We start from the raw sequence: 17,751 nt of genomic DNA on the forward strand, positions 1-17,751 counted from the left end.
ATTGGACCATAGTTGGCAGAGATTGAATGGCGTTGATGCCCGGCGCAGGTCGATCATGTCCGCATGATTTCCGTCGACGCCCTGCGTTCTGCCACACGACGATTCGCCGACGTCCTCGAGACGGCGGACATCACCCTCGCGGTGCCGTCCTGCCCGCAGTGGACGGTCGAGGACCTGGTGCGCCACCTCGGTGGTATCCACGAGTGGGCGGCCGCCCAGGTTGGGGCAGAGGCGGGGACGAACATCCCGACGGGGCAGGACGTACCGCGTGAAGCCCTGACGACGTGGTACTCCGATCGTGCGGATCAATTGGTGACGACGTTGGCGACGGCCGGTCCGGACGCCCCTGCGTGGGTGTTCGGGCCGGCATCGGGGGCCGGCTTCGCCTCGTTCTGGATCAGACGACAGATTCACGAAACTGTGGTGCACACTTGGGATCTGCTTGCAGCACAAGGGATTCACCAGACGATGGACCCGGAGCTCGCGTGGGACGGTGTGCAGGAGGTCAAAGACGTCTTCTACCCGCGTCAGGTGGCACTCGGTCGCATCGAGCCGCTCGATGCCGCGCTACACCTGCACCCGACGGACCTCGACAGACCTGCGGTGACCATCGGGCAGGGCGAACCTGTCACTGTGCGGCTTCCCGCATCCGAGATGCTGCTTGCGTTGTGGCATCGCCGAACGCTTCCCGACGGTCGGGCTGCCACGCTCATGGCCACCGCGCTGACGCCGTGAGCTACAACCGCGCCAGCGCCTCCCGCAGGATGCGGCCGGTGCCCTCGCGGTCCGGGTCCTTGCGCACCACCAGGCCTTTTGCAAAGGAGAGCTTGTCACCGTCCTGACGGGGCGCAACGTGCAGGTGGAGGTGGAACACCGTCTGGAATGCGGCCTTGCCGTCGTTGATGACGATGTTGTTGCCGTCGGCCGCCAGCTCGGAGTTGCGCGCCGCCTGCCCGATCCGTTGCCCGATACGTACCAGGCCGGCCACGGTGTCGGACGGCGTGTCGGTCAGATCCACCGAGTGCTGTTTGGGAACCACCAGCGTGTGGCCGCGGACGATGGGTCGGATATCGAGGAACGCCAGGTAGTCGTCGTCCTCGTACACGCGGATGGCGTCGGCGTCGCCCGCGACGATGGAACAGAACACACAGGACATCCAGCCACGGTAACGAACCGGCTCGGGTTCACCGCGGCAGCCCATGCCCCGGCGCCGTGGCCTACAGATTCTGGACTGACCACTGCGCCAACCGCCGGTCCCGCTCCTGCGGGCTGACGTCCTCGACGCGGGTCATCACCGCCCACCGCTGGCCGAACGGATCCAGGATCGAGGCGAACCGGTCACCGGTGACGAATGTCGACAGCGGCTCGCGGATGATGGCACCGGCCGCCTCGGCGCGGGCCACCACGTCATCGGCGTCGGCGCAGTACAGCACCGTTGAATGGGTGACGTCGGTGCCGGACGGGGGAGCCGCCAGGCCGAATTGCGGGTTGGGGTCCGAGAGCTGCAGCCGGCCATGACCGAAGTCCAGTTCGGCGTGTGCGATCGAACCGTCGGGTGAGTCCAACTTCTCGATCACCGTCGCCCCGAACACCGACACATAGAAGTCGATGGCCGCGGCTGCGCCGTCGATCACGAGGAAGGGCGTCAGGCTGGTGTAACCGGCAGGGATCGGTGAAACGCTCATGTCGGCCAGTGTTCCTAGGATCGGTGCGTGGACGCTTGGAAAAAGACGCCGCAACTCGGAGTTGTCGGCAGAGCCAACTCCGCGGACGCCTTCGCGCTCAGCCGGTGGGCGCCGTCACCGGAAGCGGCCGAGTACGTCGAGCATTTCTGGTCGGTGCACTGGGACCTGCCCGAAGGGCAGAACCACCACAGCACCGTCATCACCTTCCCTGTCATGCACCTCACCCATGAGTGGGGCACCGACGGTCCGCGGCACGGGTACCCCCTGCCGAGCACCCTGATCCAGGGGGTGGTCACCACCGTGTTCGAGACCACGCTGCACCGATCGGGGACGGTGGTCGGTGCGCGATTCCACCCCGGCGGGTTCGCGGCGCGCTTCGGTCACGATGCCTCCGAATACACCGGGAAGACGCTGCCCGTGGCGAACCTGTTCGGTCGCCCGCTGGCCGTTGACGACGACCGGTTCATGGCGGCGACCCAACTCGACGCCGCGATCGCCGCGCATCAACCGGATCCGGATCCCACCTACCGTGCACTGCGCATCCTGCTCGACGGTATCCGCGACGACGCCGACGTACGCCGGGTCGAACACGTGACCGACCGGGCGCCGTGGAGCGCCCGTACCACCCAAAAGGTGTTCAAGCGGTATGTCGGGGTGCCGATGAAATGGGTGCTGTGCCGCTACCGGCTGCAGCGGGCCGCTTTCGACATCGAAACGCAGCCGGGCGTGGACCTGGCCGAGCTCGCGGTGCGCCACGGCTGGTATGACCAGGCACATTTCACCAACGACTTCCGCTGCATGCTGGGTTGCGCCCCAGGCGAATACGCGGGGCGCCACGGCACCTGAGTTACGCTGCGCCGATGGACAACATCGAGTTGGCCTTCGCCGGCGCCGCCGAGCAGGCACGCATGCTGGCCGCCGGTGCCATTACCGCGCCGAAGCTGACGGAGCTGTACCTGGATCGGATCAACCGGCTGGACCCCGAGCTGCGGGCCTACCGCGTGGTGTTTGCCGAGTCCGCCCGCGCCGACTCCGCGGCCGCCCAGGAACGCCTGGACGCGGGGGAACGGTTACCGCTGCTGGGCGTGCCGATCGCCATCAAGGACGACGTCGACATCGCCGGTGCCACCACCACCTACGGCAGCAACGCCCACGGCCCGGCCCCCACGAAGGATTCCGAGGTGGTGCGGCTGCTGCGCGACGCCGGTGCGGTGATCCTGGGCAAGACCGCTGTGCCGGAGATGATGATCTGGCCGTTCACCGAGACGGTCGCCTTCGGCGCCACCCACAATCCGTGGGATCTGGCCCGCACCCCGGGTGGCAGCAGCGGCGGCAGTGGCGCGGCGGTGGCCGCGGGGCTGGCGTCGATGGCGCTGGGGTCTGACGGCGCCGGATCCATCCGGATCCCGTCGACCTGGTGCGGTCTGTACGGCATCAAACCGCAACGCGATCGGGTGCCGTTGGCGCCGCATGACGACGCCTGGTGCGGCATGTCGGTGTACGGGCCCATGGCCCACACCGTCGAGGACGCCGCGCTGTTCCTGGACGTGACGTGTGACAAGGCGATGCCGGGACCGCAGGGCGGGTTTGTGCGGGCGGCGTCACGGCCGCCCAATCGGCTGCGAATTGCGTTGAGCGTCAACGTCCCACCGATGGTGACCGCATACCGCGATGCCGAGCACCGGGCTGCGGTGCACCAGGCCGGCGCGGTCCTCAAAGAACTCGGCCACGACGTGGTGTTGCGCGAGATCGACTATCCGCGCACCGCCGTCTACGGCCACGTCCTGCCGCGCTACTTCCGCGGAATCTACGACGACGTGCGCACCCTGCCGCACGCCGAGCGACTCGACTCGCGCACCCGCGGGATGGCGCGCATCGGGCGGATGTTCTCCGACGCCCGCATGGCCAAGATCCGTGCCGCTGAGGCGGAGTTCGCCTCGCGCGTGATGGCGATCTTCGACGACGTCGACGTGGTGATCACGCCGGGGACAGCAACCGGACCGTCCCGGGTGGGCGCCTACCGCAGGCTGGGGGCGGTGTCGACGCTGACGCTGGTGGCGGCGCGCACGCCGTTTCAAGCGGCGTTCAACGCGACGGGTCAGCCGGCCGCGGTGGTGCCGTGGGGGCTGGACCGAAGTGGGTTACCGCTGTCGATCCAGTTGGTCGGGCGCCCCTACGACGAGGCGACGCTGTTGTCGCTGAGCGCCGAGATCGAGGCCGACCATCCCTGGGCGCACCGCCGCCCGCCCGTCAGCTGAGGTTCCTGCCCGCCCAAACGTCGGTTTGGATCCGTTTGTGCGAGTGAAATCCGGCCTTACGGCGGTCCGTGCCCGGCTGCACCGCCAGCGCTTAGCGCTGCCAGGTGCACCATGCCAACCGAGACCGGAAGAACGGCGGAAGAACCGACATCGACGATCTGACCCTGGCGTGCGGTCCGGACAACCGCATGGTCGAGACCACCGGCTGGACCACCCGCAACCGACCCGACGGTGGTGTCACCGGATGGACCCCGCCCGCCAGACCTCGACTGCGGACAATCCCGCACCAACAACATCCACCACCGGTGAGCGGATCATCGACCCCGGCGACGACCCGTAGCCGGCGCAGCCAACGCCTCCCGCCACGCCCCCAGCTTCTGTGCGACGGGCATGGTGTGCGCCGGGCTGGTTGACGGCAACCGGATGAATGCGCGCAGGTCGTCCACGCCCACCAGCCTGCGGTAGTTCGTCTCCGCCGCGCCTCCGGTGAAGAACACCCGGGTGATGGTGGGATGCTCACGGTAGAACGCGGCAAAGTCGTTGGCCACCATGCTGTCCGGCTCCACGGCCGAATCCAGGCTGCCGGCCCGGCGACAGAACTTCAGCACATCCCAGACGGCCACCCCGTGAGAGACCAGCGCGGCGGCCCGCTCCGGATACGGCGCCGATGCCGAGAAACCGTACAGCTCACCGGTTATGGTCCAGAACGCGTTGCGTGGATTGCCGTAGTACTGCTGATGGGCCAGCGACAGCACACTGGGTGCATTGCCCAGCAACAACACAGTGGGACCGTCGCCGACAATGGGCGGCAGCCCGTCGACATTCATCGTTGCGCCAGCAGATCGGTGACCGTGACAAACCGATAGCCGTCGGCGCGCAGTCGGTCGATGATCAACGGCACTGCCGCTCGCGACGGTGCCCGGGAGTCCGCCATGACATGCAGCAGGATGATCGAGCCGGGACGGACGTCACGCACCGTCTCCTCGACTATCTCAGCGGTAGAGGGATTCCCGGCGGAGTCAGGTTCCACGTCCCATGTCACCGTCACACGATGGTGCGCGGCGAGATACCGCGGCAGGCTCCAGAGCTTCTTGCAGTACGGAGGGCGGAAGGTGACGGTGCCTCGATACCCCGTGCGAGCGATCGCGGCGTCGGTGCGCTGCACCTCGTCGGCAACTGTCGACGGTGACACGAACACCATTCGCCGGTGGGTGTAGGTATGGTTGCCGATCTGGTGACCGGCCTGCGCGATGGCCGCGCCGTGCGCGGGGAATTGGTCCAGGTCAGCGCCATTGAGGTAGAACGTCGCGGGCACGTCGGCCTCGGCGAGCATGCCCAGCACCTCAGGGGTGTGGTCGCTGGGGCCGTCATCGAACGTCAGCGCCACCACTTTGTCGGCCGTGTCGACCCGAGACACCAGCTCGCCGGCCAGCTGGAAGGTTCGCGCGTTCATGACGGTGTAGCCGGCCAGCAGGGTGACGACCACCAACGTCGCCACCCCGATGACCCACCGCCACACGGATACCTGTTTACCTCACGACAGGTGGTGCACCTCCTGCAGCCCGTACACCGGCGTCGGGATGCCCTCATAGCGGGCCTTGAGCTGCAGTGCCAGATACAGCGAGTAGTGCCGGGATTGGTGCAGGTTGCCGCCGTGGAACCACAGGTTCTCCTGCTGAGTGGGTTTCCACATGTTGCGCTGCTCGCCCTCCCACGGTCCGGGATCCTTGGTGGTGCCGCTGCCCAGGCCCCAGACCTTGCCCACCTTGTCGGCAACGTCCTGGCCTATCAGGTCGGCGGCCCAGCCGTTCATCGAGCCGTAGCCCGTCGCGTACACCACCACATCCGCGGGCAGAACCGTCCCGTCGGCGAGCACCACCGAATCCTCGGTGAGACGATCAACCTGCCCGTGCGCCAGCTTGATGGTGCCGTCGGCCACCAGATCGCAAGCGCCGACGTCGATGTAGTAGCCCGAGCCGCGACGCAGATATTTCATGAACAGACCGGAACCGTCGTCGCCCCAGTCCAATTCGAAACCGGCCGCGGTCAGACGGTCGTAGAAGTCCTTGTCGCGTTCGCGGATCTTGTCATACAGCGGGATCTGGAACTCGTGCATGATCCGGTAGGGCAGCGACGCGAACGTCAGGTCCGCTTTCTCCGTGGTCATACCGGCGGCCAGTGCCCGCTCGGAGTACAGGTCCCCGAGGCCGATGTCCATCAGCGAGTCCGAGCGCACGATGTGCGTCGAGCTGCGCTGCACCATCGTGGTGTCGACACCGTTCTCCACCAACGCTTTACAGATGTCGTGAGCGGAGTTGTTGGATCCGATCACCACCACCTTCTTGCCGACATAACGGTCCGGTCCGGGGTGCGCCGACGAATGGTGTTGCTCACCAGCGAACACGTCCTGACCGGCCAACGTCGGGATGGACGGCTTGCCTGACATCCCGGTGGCCAGGACCAGGTGGGTGGGGTTCAGGGTCAACTTCTCACCGTCGCGGTCCACCTCGACGGTCCAACGTCCGCCGTCGTACCGGGCCGAGGTGCACGACGTCTTCGACCAGTACGGCACCTCCATGACGCGGGTGTAGAACTCCAGCCAGTCGCCGATCTTGTCCTTCGGTGCGAACACCGGCCAGTTCTGCGGGAACGGCAGATAGGGCAGGTGGTCGTACCAGACCGGGTCGTGCAGGCACAGCGATTTGTACCGCTTGCGCCACTGATCACCGGGCCGGTCATGCTTGTCGACCACCAGGGCGGGCACTCCGAGCTGACGCAGCCGGGCGCCGAGTGCGATACCGCCCTGCCCGCCGCCCACCACCAGGATGTAGGGCTGCTTGCTACGCCCCAGCGACGCATCCTCGGCGGCCTTCTTCTCCGCCCAGGAGCGTGGATCGGGATCACTGCCGTGCACGGCGCCCATCACCCGCGACGGACCCTTGCGCTCCTCGTGGCCCTTGAGCTCCTGCAGTGCGGTCAGGAAAGTCCAGGCCTGATCACCCTTGAGGCGCAGGTGGCCGATGCCACGGCCGGCACCGGTCTCGAATTCGATGAAAGCCGAGGTCACACCATCGGCCTCGGTCGGCGTCTCGCGGGTGCGAAAGTGCGAGGGATCAGTGCCGGCCAGCCGTTCGGTCAGCATGTCGGCAACACCGTCACGGCCCTCGACGGTCTTGATGTTCCAGGTGAAGGACACCAGGTCACGCCAGTAGCTGTCAGTGGCGAACATGCTCGCGGCCCGTTCCACGTCACGGACGGCGAGTGCGGTCTCGAAATCGGCGAGCCAAGCGTCAACCCGCTGCTGCGGGCTCACATCAACAGAAGGTTCAAGAGTGGAAGTCATGTGATCCAGGGCACACGTCGCGGGTGGATGCTCACAAGAGTTGCGCTACGTTGCACCGCGGGCCCGCGCAACCCTGTGCAACTCTTTCGCGCTGTGTCTGCGGTCACATAGACATGGCCGCATGAGAGCAGCTGTGTACTACGGTCCGAACAAAGTCGAGGTCGCCGACGTTCGGGAGCCCAGCCCCTCGCCCGGCACCGTCAAGCTCAAAGTCGGCTTCAACGGCATCTGCGGTACCGACCTGCACGAGTACTACGCCGGCCCCATCTTCGTGCCCACCTCGCCGCACCCCCTCACCCACCAGCAACTGCCCTTGACCCTGGGGCACGAGTTCTCCGGCGTCATCACCGACATCGGCGACGGTGTCACCGGTTGGTCGGAAGGCGACCGGGTGGCGGTCGAGCCGCTGTACACCTGCCACCAGTGCGCCGCCTGCGGCCAGGGCAACTACAACATCTGTGCGCAGATCGGTTTCCACGGATTGATGTCCGACGGCGGCATGGCCGAATACTCGGTCGTTCCGGTCCACATGCTGCACCGGCTGCCCGACACCGTGTCCCTCGAGTTGGGCGCGCTCGTCGAGCCGATGTCGGTGGCATACCACGCCGCCACCCTCGGTGAGGTGCAGCCTGGTGACACGGCCATGGTGTTCGGGGCCGGACCCATCGGAATCGGTCTGTGGTTCGCCCTGCGCGGCAAGGGAATCGAGGATGTGCTGGTTGTCGAACCCGCTGCCACCCGCCGCGCGGCGATCGAGAAGCTCGGTGCGCGGACACTCGATCCCACCCAGGTCGACGTACCGGAGTTCATCGCCGACCACACGGCCGGACGCTTGGCCGACGCGGTGTTCGACGCGGCTGGTGTGCAGCCGGCCGTGGAGACCGCACTGGCCTGTGTCGGTGCCAGAAAGCCGATGGTCAGCGTAGCGATCTACGAAAAGCCGCTGAACACACCGCTTCTCAAGCTCGTCATGAACGAGTCCCGGATCCAGGGTTCGCTGTGTTACACCGGCGCCGACTTCGAAGCGGTGATCGCATTGATGGCCCAAGGCGCCTATGACACCACCGGCTGGGTCACCCCGATCGCCCTGGACGACGTGATCGACGAGGGCTTCGAAGCATTGCACGCCGGAACCAAGATGAAAGTTCTCGTCGACCCGAACGGAGCATCATGACCCTGCAAGGAAAAGTAGCCCTGGTCACCGGCGGCGGCCGGGGGATCGGCCGCGGTATCGCCCTGCGACTGGCCCGCGACGGCGCCGATATCGCTGTGGTGGACGTACATCCGGACGGAATCAACGCCGTTGCCGAAGAGATCGCCGAGATCGGGCAGAAGTCCACCGCCTTCGTCGCCGACGTCAGTGACCGCGAGCAGGTGTTCGCCGCGGTCGATCACGCCGCGCAGGCACTCGGCGGGTTCGACATCATGGTCAACAACGCCGGCGTGGCGCTTGTCGGCCCCATCGCCGATGTCACACCACAAGAGCTGCAACGGATCTGGTCCATCAACGTCGACGGTGTGCTGTGGGGCATCCAGGCCGCCAGCGCCATGTTCAAGAAGAACGGCACCGCGGGCAAGATCATCAATGCCTCGTCCATCGCAGGCCATGACGGCTTCGCGATGCTCGGTGTCTACAGTGCCACCAAGTTCGCTGTCCGCGCCCTCACCCAGGCCGCCGCCAAGGAGTACGCCGCGGACGGCATCACGGTCAACGCCTACTGCCCCGGGGTGGTGGGAACCGACATGTGGGTGGAGATCGACCAACGATTCGCCGAACTCACCGGGGCCGCGGTCGGGGAGACCTACGACAAGTTCGTGGGCGGGATCGCATTGGGCCGCGCGGAGACCCCGGACGACGTGGCCGGCTTCGTCTCATACCTCGCCGGCCCCGATGCCGACTACATGACGGGGCAGTCCGGCCTGATCGACGGTGGGCTGGTCTACCGGTGATGCTGACCTGCGGCGCTGGCGCTTCAATGTGACCGGTAGCACAATCATGGGCGATGCACGTGCCTGAACCCGCCGTCGCGGTCGGCGAAGATCCGCGCAGTTACGCGCGCCTGATGTCGGCCGTCTACGACGCCACCATGGCGGGCGCGCGGGCCCCGGCCCGTCCGCGCTCGGTCATCGGCGACTCCTGGCAGCGGATGAAAGCCAAGGGCATCAACCCCGACAGGCACACCCCGCCGGTGGTCGAGGCCGGCTCGGTGGATGTGTTGCGACGCGAGTCCGGACTGATGGCGGTGCTCGACGAAGTATCACGCGGTCTGGAATCGCTGGTTGCCGACGGGGACAACATCCTGGTTGTGGCGGATGCGCAGGGCCGGGTGCTGTGGCGGTCGGGCTCGCCGCAGGTGCTGTCCAACGCCGACAGGTTGGGCTTCGTCGAGGGTGCGAACTGGGGCGAGTCGGCGGTGGGAACCAACGCCATCGGAACCGCCCTCGCGTCGCACCGGGCTGTCCAGGTGTTCTGTGCCGAGCACTACCTGCGCAGCCACCATCCCTGGACCTGCGCCGGAGCCCCGATCCGCGACCCGCGCACCGGGCAGGTGCTGGGCGTTGTCGACGTCTCCGGTCCGGCTGCCACCGTGCATCCCACCACCGTCGCCCTGGTCGACGTTGTGGCCCGGCTGGCCGAGTCACATCTTCGTGAGCAACATGACCGCACCCTCAACCGGCTTCGTACCGTCGCTGCCCCGATCCTGGCCCGTATCGCGGCGCCGGCGTTGGCCGTTGATACCGAAGGCTGGGTCGCGGCCGTCGATTCGCTGCCCCTGCACAACCGCATCCTGCTGCCGGAGGAGCTGGCACCCGGCCGGGCATGGGTGCCGCCGCTGGGCATGTGTGACATCGAGTTGCTGCCGGGTGGGTGGCTGGTTCGGGTGACCAGTGGTGAAGAAGCCGGGGTGTCCGATCTGCGAGTGACGCTGGATCTGACGGGCACACCGGTGCTGGAGATGGTGGGGCAGTTCGGCAGCTGGCGCCACGACATCTCGCTGCGGCACGCCGAGATCCTGCTGATCCTGGCACGCCATCCCGACGGCCGGACCGCACCCGAGTTGGCTGCCGACCTCTACGGCGATCCCACCAGGGTGGTGACGGTGCGCGCCGAGATGTCGCGGCTGCGAAAACAGTTCACCGGCATCGTGTCTGGGCGACCGTACCGGTTCGCCGACGGCGCCACCGTCGTGGTCCGCTATCCCGACGATCTGGCCGATCTGCTGGCGCCGTCGACAGCACCGGCGGTGCGTGACGCCCGCGTTGTACCTTGAGGCGTGGCCGACGAACGCGAAGAGCTGATCGACTGGCTGCTGGACCGCGGCATCACCGCCGAACAGATCCGTAACTCCTTTTCACCCATGCTGTTGGCGCCGCGCCGCGTCATCGGTGACGACGGCACCTACGTCTCGACCCGGCAGGTCAGCCACGACACCGGAATGGACGTCGAACTGGTGCAGCGTGTGCTGCGGGCGGCGGGGCTGCCGCGGGTGGACAACGTCGATGCCAAGGTGTTCCTGAAAGCCGACGCCAATATCGCCGCAGTGCTGCAGAAGTGCGTCGAACTCGGGATCGACCCGGAGAACCTGGTGCAGGTGTCCCGCACCCTGGCTGACGGGCTGGCCACCGCCGCCGAGGTCATGCGGTTCACCGGACTGGCGACGGTGCTGCAACCCGGCGCCACCGAACTGCAGATCGCGCAACGGCTCGAGGACCTCGTGGTCCAGGTCGAGCCGCTGCTCGGGGAACTGGTGTGGGAGATGCTGCTGTTGCAACTGCGGCACTCGATGGAGACCGAAGCCGTCAGCGCCAGCGAACGTGCGGCCGGCGCACCGCTTCCCGGCGCGCGTGAGATCGCGGTTGCCTTCGCCGATCTCGTCGGATTCACCCGTCTGGGCGAGGCCGTCGAACCCGAGCAGCTGGAGCGGCTGGCCAACCACCTGGCCGATATGGCGCGCGAGGTCGCCGTGCCCCCGGTGCGGCTGGTGAAGACCATCGGCGACGCGGTGATGCTGGTCTGCCCCGACCCGGCGTTACTGCTGGACGCGATGCTTCAGCTCTGCGGTGCGGCGCAGGCGGACAACAACTTCCCTCGGCTGCGGGTCGGTCTGGCCTTCGGCGAGGCCGTCAGCCGTGCCGGCGACTGGTTCGGCGCACCGGTGAACCTGGCCAGCCGAGTCACCGGCGCTGCCCGACCCGGAGCGGTACTTGTGGCCGAGGCGGCCCGCGACGCGATCGGCGATGCCGGCGGCTACCAGTGGTCGTTCGCCGGAGCCAAGAAGCTCAAAGGTGTCAAGGGTGAAGTCAAACTGTTCCGGGCCCGCCGCTGCGACGACATCGCGTAGCGGGCCAGAGATTCTGACTGAAGAGACACACGATGGCGATTGATCGGTCACGGTCGGTGGGTGAGGTGGCCAAGCTGGTTGGCACGTCACCGAGCCGGATCCGGATGTGGGAGAACGAGGGGTTGCTCAGCGTTCGCCGCACCGCCTCTGGCCATCGGGTTTACTCTGCTGCCGATGTCGAGCGGTTGCGGGAGCTCAAGCGCCTCGTCGACGAAGAGGGCTGGTCGGCGGCCGCCATCCGGGCCAACCTCAACGCGCATTTTCCCGATCACGTCTCACCCGCGAACGCCATCGGCCAGCGGATTCGGCAGCTGCGCAGCGGAATGGGTTGGTCGCTGCGGGAACTGGCCGAGAAGTCGGGGGTCGCAGCGTCCACGGTCAGCAGTCTGGAGCGTGGTCAGTCGATGCCATCGGTGGGGTCTTTGCACAAGCTCGGCCGCGCGTTCGGGATGACACTGGGCAACTTGCTCGAGGTCGACGATCCGGACAGGTCGCCGGTGGTCCGCAGACACGAACGTGTGTTGCTGCCCATGCGGACGCCCGGGTTGGCATGGGAGAAGCTGTACACCGGCGAGTCCACCCTGGAGTCCCTGATGGTGACGGTTCAGCCGGGCGCCGGCACCGAAGGCGGTTTGCAGCACTTCGGTGAAGAGTTTCTCTATGTCATCAAGGGCTCGATCGAGTTGGTTCTGGATGGCCATCAACGCTTCGAACTCCACGCTGGTGACTCCATGACGTTCGACAGCATGCGGGAGCACTCGTACACCAATCACGGGGTCACGGTGGCACAGATCGTGTGGGTCAACACTCCGCCCACCTTGTAACTCATTCGACGTAACGGGCTCGCGGTCAAGGACCGCGCTCTGATTCCGGCAGCCGGTGGTCGCCGCATTTTTGCTGGTCAAGAGCCGAAGCGGAGCCGCGCGGATAAAACGGTGATGTAACTCTCGGTTACTTTTACATTACCGGACTTACACGAGCGCCTTAGAGGCTTTACCGATTCGCCGCACAAAAAATAGTGTGGCCGCACAAGCAACGACGACCTCACGACTGACCGATCTCCGGCGGCGCCCCTGAGGAAGACGCTCACAAGGCTCCTCAGGAAGCAACGTGTATTTCCTTGGTGCACAAGGCGTTCGGCGGAAATCTGAACCGGTGCGCAGCCCGTGGCTCACGGGCGCGCCAATGGCTGCGCCGATGGTTTGCCTTCAACAATCCGACTCCGATCCGCAAAGGACACAACCCGACCTATGCAATCGAAAGACCACACTGCTCACGTCGAGCAGGTCACCATTTCCCCCGTCCCCGAATCGGCCCGGCATGGCCGGGCTCGCGGACTGTTCCCCATCTGGTTCGGAGTCCAGATCATGCCGTTGACGCTGGTCACCGGTGTGCTGGGAACCACCGTCTATCAACTCCCACCGGCGTGGGCCATCGTCGCTATCACCGTGGGCAATCTGATCGGTGCCATCTTTGTCGCCCTGCACTCGGTGCAGGGGCCACGGTTGGGAGTCCCGCAGATGGTGCAGAGTCGTGGCCAGTTCGGCCTTCGTGGATCGCTGTTGGTGCTGGCAGTCGTGGTTCTCATGTACATCGGGTTCCTGGCGTCGATCCTGATCCTGGCCGCGTCGTCGCTTCAGGTGATATTCCCGGAATTGGATGCCACGGTAGCGCTCATCATCAGTGGCGCCGTCACGTTGGTATTGGTCATCTTCGGCTACGAGATGATCCACAAGGTCAACAAGCTGCTGATGCCGCTGTTCGCGCTGGCCGCGGTACTGACACTGTTCTACGTCATCACCGGGGAGGGCCCTGGCACCGAAACCGCCGCCGAGTTCAACATGCAGGGCTTCGTTGGAATGCTCTCGATCGCGGCAATCTGGCAACTCGCCTATGCCCCTTATGTATCCGACTACTCACGTTATCTACCGGTCCGGGTGTCCTCCTCCGGAACATTCTGGGCGACCTACCTGGGTTCTGCGGGCGGAGCCATCCCGATGATGGCGATCGGAGCACTGCTGGGCCGTATCTCCGATGGCAGCCTGGTCGGCCTGAACGCGCTGCTGCCGGCCGGCGTCGGGATTTTCGTGATGGCGATCTTCTTTCTCGGCTCCATCGACGCGTGCACCATCAATCTCTACGGCCCCGCGCTTTGTGTGGCGACCACCATCCAGACTTTCAAGAACTCCTGGCTGCCGGGGGCCGGCGCCAGGGCGACGATCGCCACCCTGGTCAGCGTCGTCGCGGTGTACATCGCCATGGTGTTCGCGGACAACTTCCTGGTGGCCTACGGGAACTTCATCCACATCCTGCTCTATTTCCTGATCCCCTGGAGCATCATCAATCTCGTCGACTACTACCTGATCCGCAAGGGTGAGTACCACGTCGAATCCTTCTTCCTGCCCTCGGGTGGCATCTACGGGCACTACAACATCGCAGCAGTAACCGCCTACGTCATCGGCTTCGTCGTGCAGTTGCCCTTCATGTCCGGTGAGTGGTTCAACGGATTCGTCACCAATCTCATTGGTGGGATCGACCTTTCCTGGATCGTCGGATCTGTGGTGACCTTCTTCGTCTATATCCGACTGGTCCGTCGCCAGCCTCCCCTGCCGGATCCGGCCAGGGCTGCCGAAGAGTCAGCCAGCATTCCGCGGCAGTACCGCGACGTCGCCGAACCTCGTTCCTGAGCAACTCGAACAACGCAGAACACAAAGGAGATCTGATGATCGAAGCCATTGCGGGACTGGACATCCCCGCCAACGCCACCCGGCAGCGACTGATGCCGTCGGACACCTGGGACTGGCATATGCCTACGCCGTTCTCCCAGGGCTGGCGCGTCGGCAACGTGGTGTTCGTCGGCGGTCAGTTGTCGGCCGATGCTCACGGCAACGTCGTGGGACACGGTGACATCGAGGTGCAGACCCGCAACGTGTTCGAGAACATCACCAAGACCCTGGCCGTGGCAGGCGCGGATTGGAGCCATGTCGTCAAACTCAACACCTATTACTGCTTCGACGGTGACGGCGATGAGGTCCAACGCAACTGGGCCAAGATGACAGCCGTCCGCATGCAATACCTACCCGACCCGGGGCCGTGCGGCACTGCGGTTCGGGTGTCCGGCCTGATGTACGACGGCTTTCTCATTGAAGCCGAAGCAATCGCAGTGATAACCGATGGGAGCACCACCAATGCCTGAAATCATCGACGCCGAGCGACTCCGCATCGACAAGGTGGTCGCCGCGCTGAAGGACAGTCCGGAACCGCATCTGCTCACCGGTGACCTGTACAAGCAAACCCTGCGTGATGGCCGCCGGATCGTGGACTCTCGTGGACAGGAGATCGAGGACGTCACAACACATCCGGACCTTCGTGCCGTGGAGACCACCGCCGCGGTGCTCGATGCGCAGTTCGACCCTCAATCGCGAAACATCCTCACCTACACCGGAGACGACGGCGCACGTCGCGGCATCGGCTGGCAGGTCCCGACGACGCGGGAGCATCTGCTGGCCAAGAAGAACAGCACGGAGTTCATCACCAAGCGAACCATGGGCGTCTACGGTCGACCGGTCGACTACGGCGCCATGATGGCGCTGGGGTTCCTGTCCACCATCGACCGAATCGAAGCGGAGAACCCGGAGTTTGCGCAGAACATCCGCGACTTCGTTTCGCTGTCGGCCGATCACAACCTGCTGAGCACCGATCTGATTGCAGATCCCCAGTCGGACAAGAGTATTCCTCGCAACGAACGCCCTTCGCAGCTGCGGATCGTCAAGGAGACTGCTGACGGTATCGTGCTCAACGGAGCGAAAGTGGCCGGCAGTATGGGCGCCCTCGGCCATTTCTTCACCTTGTCCACCACCTTGGGGCCGGGTCTGGGGCCGGACGCGGCCATCTGGGCGGCCATTCCGATCAACACCCCGGGTTTGACCCTGTTGCTCCGTGAGGCCACCGCGAAGATGGACTCGCCGCGTGCTGATCACCCTCTCGACCACGCGGGCGAGGAGATGGACCAGATCATCATGTTCGACAACGTGTTCATCCCACGGGAGTACGTCTTCAGTGCGCACAACTTGAATCTGCTCACCCTCTACTACGAGAGCTGCGCCTTCTCGTTGTGGTCGGTGATGACCAGATTGGCTTTCCGTGCGGAGATCTTTGCCGGTGTGGCGCAGGTGATCACCGAGATCCTGGGCACCGACAAGATTCCCGGCGTGCAGACCGCGGTCGCCGATGTGACGCTGTACGCGCAAACCCTCAAGGCCTATGCGTTGGCCACCATCCACGAGTCGGTGGAGTGGAACGGCGTGCAGGTACCGAACCCGGAGCTGGTGACCGCCGGACGCCTGTACTCCATCGAGAACTACCCCAGGATCACCTATCAGATCCAAGACCTCAGCGGTCAGGCCCTCATCGCGCGGTGGCCCGAGAAGGTCTGGGACCATCCTGAGTTCGGCCCCAAGATGGATGCCTACTTCCCGGGGACCGGGGTCACGGCGCGGGAGAAGAACACGTTCTTCAACTTTGTCTTCGACCTGCTCTCGGGTGCTCACGCGGGCCGGGTCGCGTTGTTCGAGAACGTCAATGCCACCCCGCCGGCCTTCGTGAAGGGCCTGGTTTACAGCAAGACCGACCGCAGTGTCGCTGCGCGCCTGGTGCGTGATTATGTAGGTATCTCCTAGGGAGCCATCATGAACTCGACCCAAACAGACCGAATCGTCGAACAGAGTTCGATCGCCCCGTCTGCCGAATTGCCGGTGAATGTGGCCGCACCAACCGAGCAGACCCCGAACTTCGTCGAGGCGATGCGGGTACTGGCCACCGGAGTGGTGATCCTGACCGTCGACGTCGACGGTCAACCGTGGGGGGTGACCATCAGTTCGTGTTCTTCGCTGTCGGCGGCACCCCCGCGACTGGTGTGCTCGCTGAAATCGAATTCGGCTGCGGCCGCGGCGATAGCTTCCGGGGACCGGTTCGGTATCAACATCCTCTCGGCTGCTCAGGTCGACCTGGCGGCGAGCTCAGCCCAGCCGGGTACGCCAAAGTTCCTGCATCCCGACGTGTTGATCCATCGCGACAACCCCGAGGTCGCAACGCCACAGATCGCCGGCGCTCTGTACAACCTGGACTGCGAGGTGGTCTCCCGGGTGCAGATCATCGAGCACGATCTTGTTGTCGGTCAGGTGCGCTGGTCGAACTGCGGGCCTGAGCATGACCCGCTGCTGTACTTCAACAAATCATTCCGAGCACTGGCTCGGCAGACCTGAGGGAATGAGAATGACTGTCGTCACACGCAGCGAGTTGATCGCAGAGGGTCAGCGCAAAGCTGTGGAAGAGTTCGCAGTTCGCAGCGCTCCGGCCAGCACCCCGCTTTTGGGCAGTGGGCTGTTGGATCGATCGCAGAAAGTGGTCGATCTGACTCGTCCGCTGTACGAAGGCATGCCCATGTGGTTCGGTCATCAGAAGACGTTCACTCCGACAAATCAGGATCACGAAGGGTTCAAACGTCAGCACCACACCGAGATCGGTTTCTATGCACGAAATCTGATCATCAGTGAGCACGCCGGAACGCATACTGATGCCACCATCGAGTATGACCCGGCAGGTCTTCCCATCGACCAGTTGGCGCTCGAGATGTATTACGGTTCCGCGGTTTGCCTGGACCTGTCGGAAGCCCAGTTCGTCGACCCCGATCCGGATTATCGGGGGTGGGCCACCGAAGACGTGGTGCGGCGGGCGGAGGCCAAACTGGAAGCCGCGGGGAGGAGATTCGCCGCGGGGACATCGTTTTGGCCTGGTTCGACTACGGTGACCGGCACTTTCCGACGCCGCAGTACATCAACCACAACCCGGGTTTCTCCTGGGACGGGCTGGAGTATCTGGCCAAGAAGGGTGTGGTGAACATCGGCACCGATTGCAGTGCGATCGACCACAGCGACGATGGCAAGTTCAGCGGGCACATGGTGTGCAAGAAATACGGACTGGTGAACACCGAACACTTGGCCAACCTCGGCCAGTTGGTCAACACCCGATTCCAATTCTTCGGATTGCCGTTGAACATCACCGGCGGGACCGGTTCGCCGATCCGCGCCATTGCCGTGGTGTCCTGAATCGACTTGGCCGGG

At 65.1% G+C, this 17,751-nt stretch carries 19 protein-coding genes; 14 read left to right on the forward strand and 5 right to left on the reverse strand.

The annotated features are described in order from the left end of the window. Window positions 1-63 precede the first annotated feature (63 nt). Window positions 64-735 carry a maleylpyruvate isomerase family mycothiol-dependent enzyme gene (locus BVC93_RS18960; RefSeq protein ID WP_083738830.1) on the forward strand — a complete coding sequence of 224 codons (672 nt, stop codon included), beginning with the start codon at window positions 64-66 and terminating at the stop codon, window positions 733-735. 1 nt (window position 736) lies between these two features. Here the strand turns inward: BVC93_RS18960 and BVC93_RS18965 are convergent, their stop codons facing one another. After that, window positions 737-1,156, reverse strand: a complete 420-nt coding sequence (locus BVC93_RS18965; RefSeq protein ID WP_083741153.1) for an HIT family protein — start codon at window positions 1,154-1,156, stop codon at window positions 737-739. Window positions 1,157-1,217: 61 nt separating this feature from the next. After that, window positions 1,218-1,685, reverse strand: a complete 468-nt coding sequence (locus BVC93_RS18970; RefSeq protein WP_083738831.1) for a VOC family protein — start codon at window positions 1,683-1,685, stop codon at window positions 1,218-1,220. A 27-nt stretch (window positions 1,686-1,712) separates the two neighbouring features. Between BVC93_RS18970 and BVC93_RS18975 the strand changes: the two genes are divergently transcribed. Continuing rightward, window positions 1,713-2,531: an AraC family transcriptional regulator gene (locus BVC93_RS18975; protein WP_083738832.1), complete on the forward strand. Its 819-nt coding sequence runs from the start codon at window positions 1,713-1,715 to the stop codon at window positions 2,529-2,531. Window positions 2,532-2,545: 14 nt separating this feature from the next. Continuing rightward, window positions 2,546-3,943, forward strand: coding sequence for an amidase (locus BVC93_RS18980; RefSeq protein ID WP_083738833.1), 1,398 nt, complete (start codon window positions 2,546-2,548; stop codon window positions 3,941-3,943). A gap of 314 nt (window positions 3,944-4,257) precedes the next feature. Here BVC93_RS18980 and BVC93_RS18985 read toward each other — a convergent pair whose 3' ends face one another. The 3 genes from BVC93_RS18985 to BVC93_RS18995 all read right to left on the reverse strand — a co-directional run bounded on the left by BVC93_RS18985 (window position 4,258) and on the right by BVC93_RS18995 (window position 7,286). Then, window positions 4,258-4,770 (reverse strand): DNA-deoxyinosine glycosylase, encoded by a 513-nt coding sequence (locus BVC93_RS18985; protein WP_083738834.1) that lies wholly within the window; start codon window positions 4,768-4,770, stop codon window positions 4,258-4,260. Then, the gene (locus BVC93_RS18990; RefSeq protein WP_083741154.1) at window positions 4,767-5,396 is read right to left on the reverse strand and encodes a polysaccharide deacetylase family protein; all 630 of its coding nucleotides are present in this window, start codon (window positions 5,394-5,396) and stop codon (window positions 4,767-4,769) included. The genes BVC93_RS18985 and BVC93_RS18990 overlap by 4 nt, the downstream gene beginning before the upstream one ends. A gap of 81 nt (window positions 5,397-5,477) precedes the next feature. Then, window positions 5,478-7,286 carry an NAD(P)/FAD-dependent oxidoreductase gene (locus BVC93_RS18995; RefSeq protein WP_083738835.1) on the reverse strand — a complete coding sequence of 603 codons (1,809 nt, stop codon included), beginning with the start codon at window positions 7,284-7,286 and terminating at the stop codon, window positions 5,478-5,480. Window positions 7,287-7,407: 121 nt separating this feature from the next. Here BVC93_RS18995 and BVC93_RS19000 point away from each other — a divergent pair, with 121 nt between their 5' ends. The 11 genes from BVC93_RS19000 (at window position 7,408) to BVC93_RS34425 (ending at window position 17,736) form a co-directional block, all read left to right on the forward strand. Continuing rightward, complete coding sequence (locus BVC93_RS19000) at window positions 7,408-8,460, forward strand: 2,3-butanediol dehydrogenase (protein ID WP_083738836.1); 1,053 nt, start codon at window positions 7,408-7,410, stop codon at window positions 8,458-8,460. Beyond that, window positions 8,457-9,236, forward strand: a complete 780-nt coding sequence (locus BVC93_RS19005; RefSeq protein WP_083738837.1) for an acetoin reductase — start codon at window positions 8,457-8,459, stop codon at window positions 9,234-9,236. The genes BVC93_RS19000 and BVC93_RS19005 overlap by 4 nt, the downstream gene beginning before the upstream one ends. 53 nt (window positions 9,237-9,289) lie before the next feature. Beyond that, window positions 9,290-10,558 carry a GAF domain-containing protein gene (locus BVC93_RS19010; protein WP_236950025.1) on the forward strand — a complete coding sequence of 423 codons (1,269 nt, stop codon included), beginning with the start codon at window positions 9,290-9,292 and terminating at the stop codon, window positions 10,556-10,558. 3 nt (window positions 10,559-10,561) lie between these two features. Next, entirely contained in the window at window positions 10,562-11,629 is a 1,068-nt protein-coding gene (locus tag BVC93_RS19015) for an adenylate/guanylate cyclase domain-containing protein (protein WP_236950026.1), read from the forward strand. A gap of 32 nt (window positions 11,630-11,661) precedes the next feature. Beyond that, a complete protein-coding gene (locus BVC93_RS19020) occupies window positions 11,662-12,453 on the forward strand; it encodes a MerR family transcriptional regulator (RefSeq protein ID WP_083738838.1) in 792 nt (263 codons plus the stop codon). Window positions 12,454-12,879: 426 nt separating this feature from the next. Then, window positions 12,880-14,316 carry a purine-cytosine permease family protein gene (locus BVC93_RS19025; RefSeq protein ID WP_083738839.1) on the forward strand — a complete coding sequence of 479 codons (1,437 nt, stop codon included), beginning with the start codon at window positions 12,880-12,882 and terminating at the stop codon, window positions 14,314-14,316. Between the two features lie 35 nt (window positions 14,317-14,351). Continuing rightward, window positions 14,352-14,825 (forward strand): RidA family protein, encoded by a 474-nt coding sequence (locus BVC93_RS19030; protein ID WP_083738840.1) that lies wholly within the window; start codon window positions 14,352-14,354, stop codon window positions 14,823-14,825. Then, complete coding sequence (locus tag BVC93_RS19035) at window positions 14,818-16,308, forward strand: 4-hydroxyphenylacetate 3-hydroxylase N-terminal domain-containing protein (protein WP_192860036.1); 1,491 nt, start codon at window positions 14,818-14,820, stop codon at window positions 16,306-16,308. The genes BVC93_RS19030 and BVC93_RS19035 overlap by 8 nt, the downstream gene beginning before the upstream one ends. Window positions 16,309-16,317: 9 nt before the next feature. Next, window positions 16,318-16,893 carry a flavin reductase family protein gene (locus tag BVC93_RS19040; protein ID WP_083738842.1) on the forward strand — a complete coding sequence of 192 codons (576 nt, stop codon included), beginning with the start codon at window positions 16,318-16,320 and terminating at the stop codon, window positions 16,891-16,893. Between the two features lie 178 nt (window positions 16,894-17,071). Then, window positions 17,072-17,527 (forward strand): cyclase family protein, encoded by a 456-nt coding sequence (locus BVC93_RS34770; RefSeq protein WP_442929096.1) that lies wholly within the window; start codon window positions 17,072-17,074, stop codon window positions 17,525-17,527. Beyond that, a complete protein-coding gene (locus BVC93_RS34425; protein WP_197687507.1) occupies window positions 17,416-17,736 on the forward strand; it encodes a cyclase family protein in 321 nt (106 codons plus the stop codon). The genes BVC93_RS34770 and BVC93_RS34425 overlap by 112 nt, the downstream gene beginning before the upstream one ends. Window positions 17,737-17,751 lie beyond the last annotated feature (15 nt).

The sequence above is a fragment of the Mycobacterium sp. MS1601 genome, from assembly GCF_001984215.1.
Lineage (GTDB): Bacteria > Actinomycetota > Actinomycetes > Mycobacteriales > Mycobacteriaceae > Mycobacterium.

Coding starts and splice junctions, on each gene's coding strand:
- BVC93_RS18960 (WP_083738830.1), top strand. CDS start 64: ATGATTTCCGTCGACGCCCTGCGTTCTGCCACACGACGATTCGCCGAC.
- BVC93_RS18965 (WP_083741153.1), bottom strand. CDS start 1,156: ATGTCCTGTGTGTTCTGTTCCATCGTCGCGGGCGACGCCGACGCCATC.
- BVC93_RS18970 (WP_083738831.1), bottom strand. CDS start 1,685: ATGAGCGTTTCACCGATCCCTGCCGGTTACACCAGCCTGACGCCCTTC.
- BVC93_RS18980 (WP_083738833.1), top strand. CDS start 2,546: ATGGACAACATCGAGTTGGCCTTCGCCGGCGCCGCCGAGCAGGCACGC.
- BVC93_RS18985 (WP_083738834.1), bottom strand. CDS start 4,770: ATGAATGTCGACGGGCTGCCGCCCATTGTCGGCGACGGTCCCACTGTG.
- BVC93_RS18990 (WP_083741154.1), bottom strand. CDS start 5,396: ATGAACGCGCGAACCTTCCAGCTGGCCGGCGAGCTGGTGTCTCGGGTC.
- BVC93_RS18995 (WP_083738835.1), bottom strand. CDS start 7,286: ATGACTTCCACTCTTGAACCTTCTGTTGATGTGAGCCCGCAGCAGCGG.
- BVC93_RS19000 (WP_083738836.1), top strand. CDS start 7,408: ATGAGAGCAGCTGTGTACTACGGTCCGAACAAAGTCGAGGTCGCCGAC.
- BVC93_RS19005 (WP_083738837.1), top strand. CDS start 8,457: ATGACCCTGCAAGGAAAAGTAGCCCTGGTCACCGGCGGCGGCCGGGGG.
- BVC93_RS19010 (WP_236950025.1), top strand. CDS start 9,290: ATGCACGTGCCTGAACCCGCCGTCGCGGTCGGCGAAGATCCGCGCAGT.
- BVC93_RS19020 (WP_083738838.1), top strand. CDS start 11,662: ATGGCGATTGATCGGTCACGGTCGGTGGGTGAGGTGGCCAAGCTGGTT.
- BVC93_RS19025 (WP_083738839.1), top strand. CDS start 12,880: ATGCAATCGAAAGACCACACTGCTCACGTCGAGCAGGTCACCATTTCC.
- BVC93_RS19030 (WP_083738840.1), top strand. CDS start 14,352: ATGATCGAAGCCATTGCGGGACTGGACATCCCCGCCAACGCCACCCGG.
- BVC93_RS19035 (WP_192860036.1), top strand. CDS start 14,818: ATGCCTGAAATCATCGACGCCGAGCGACTCCGCATCGACAAGGTGGTC.
- BVC93_RS19040 (WP_083738842.1), top strand. CDS start 16,318: ATGAACTCGACCCAAACAGACCGAATCGTCGAACAGAGTTCGATCGCC.
- BVC93_RS34770 (WP_442929096.1), top strand. CDS start 17,072: ATGTGGTTCGGTCATCAGAAGACGTTCACTCCGACAAATCAGGATCAC.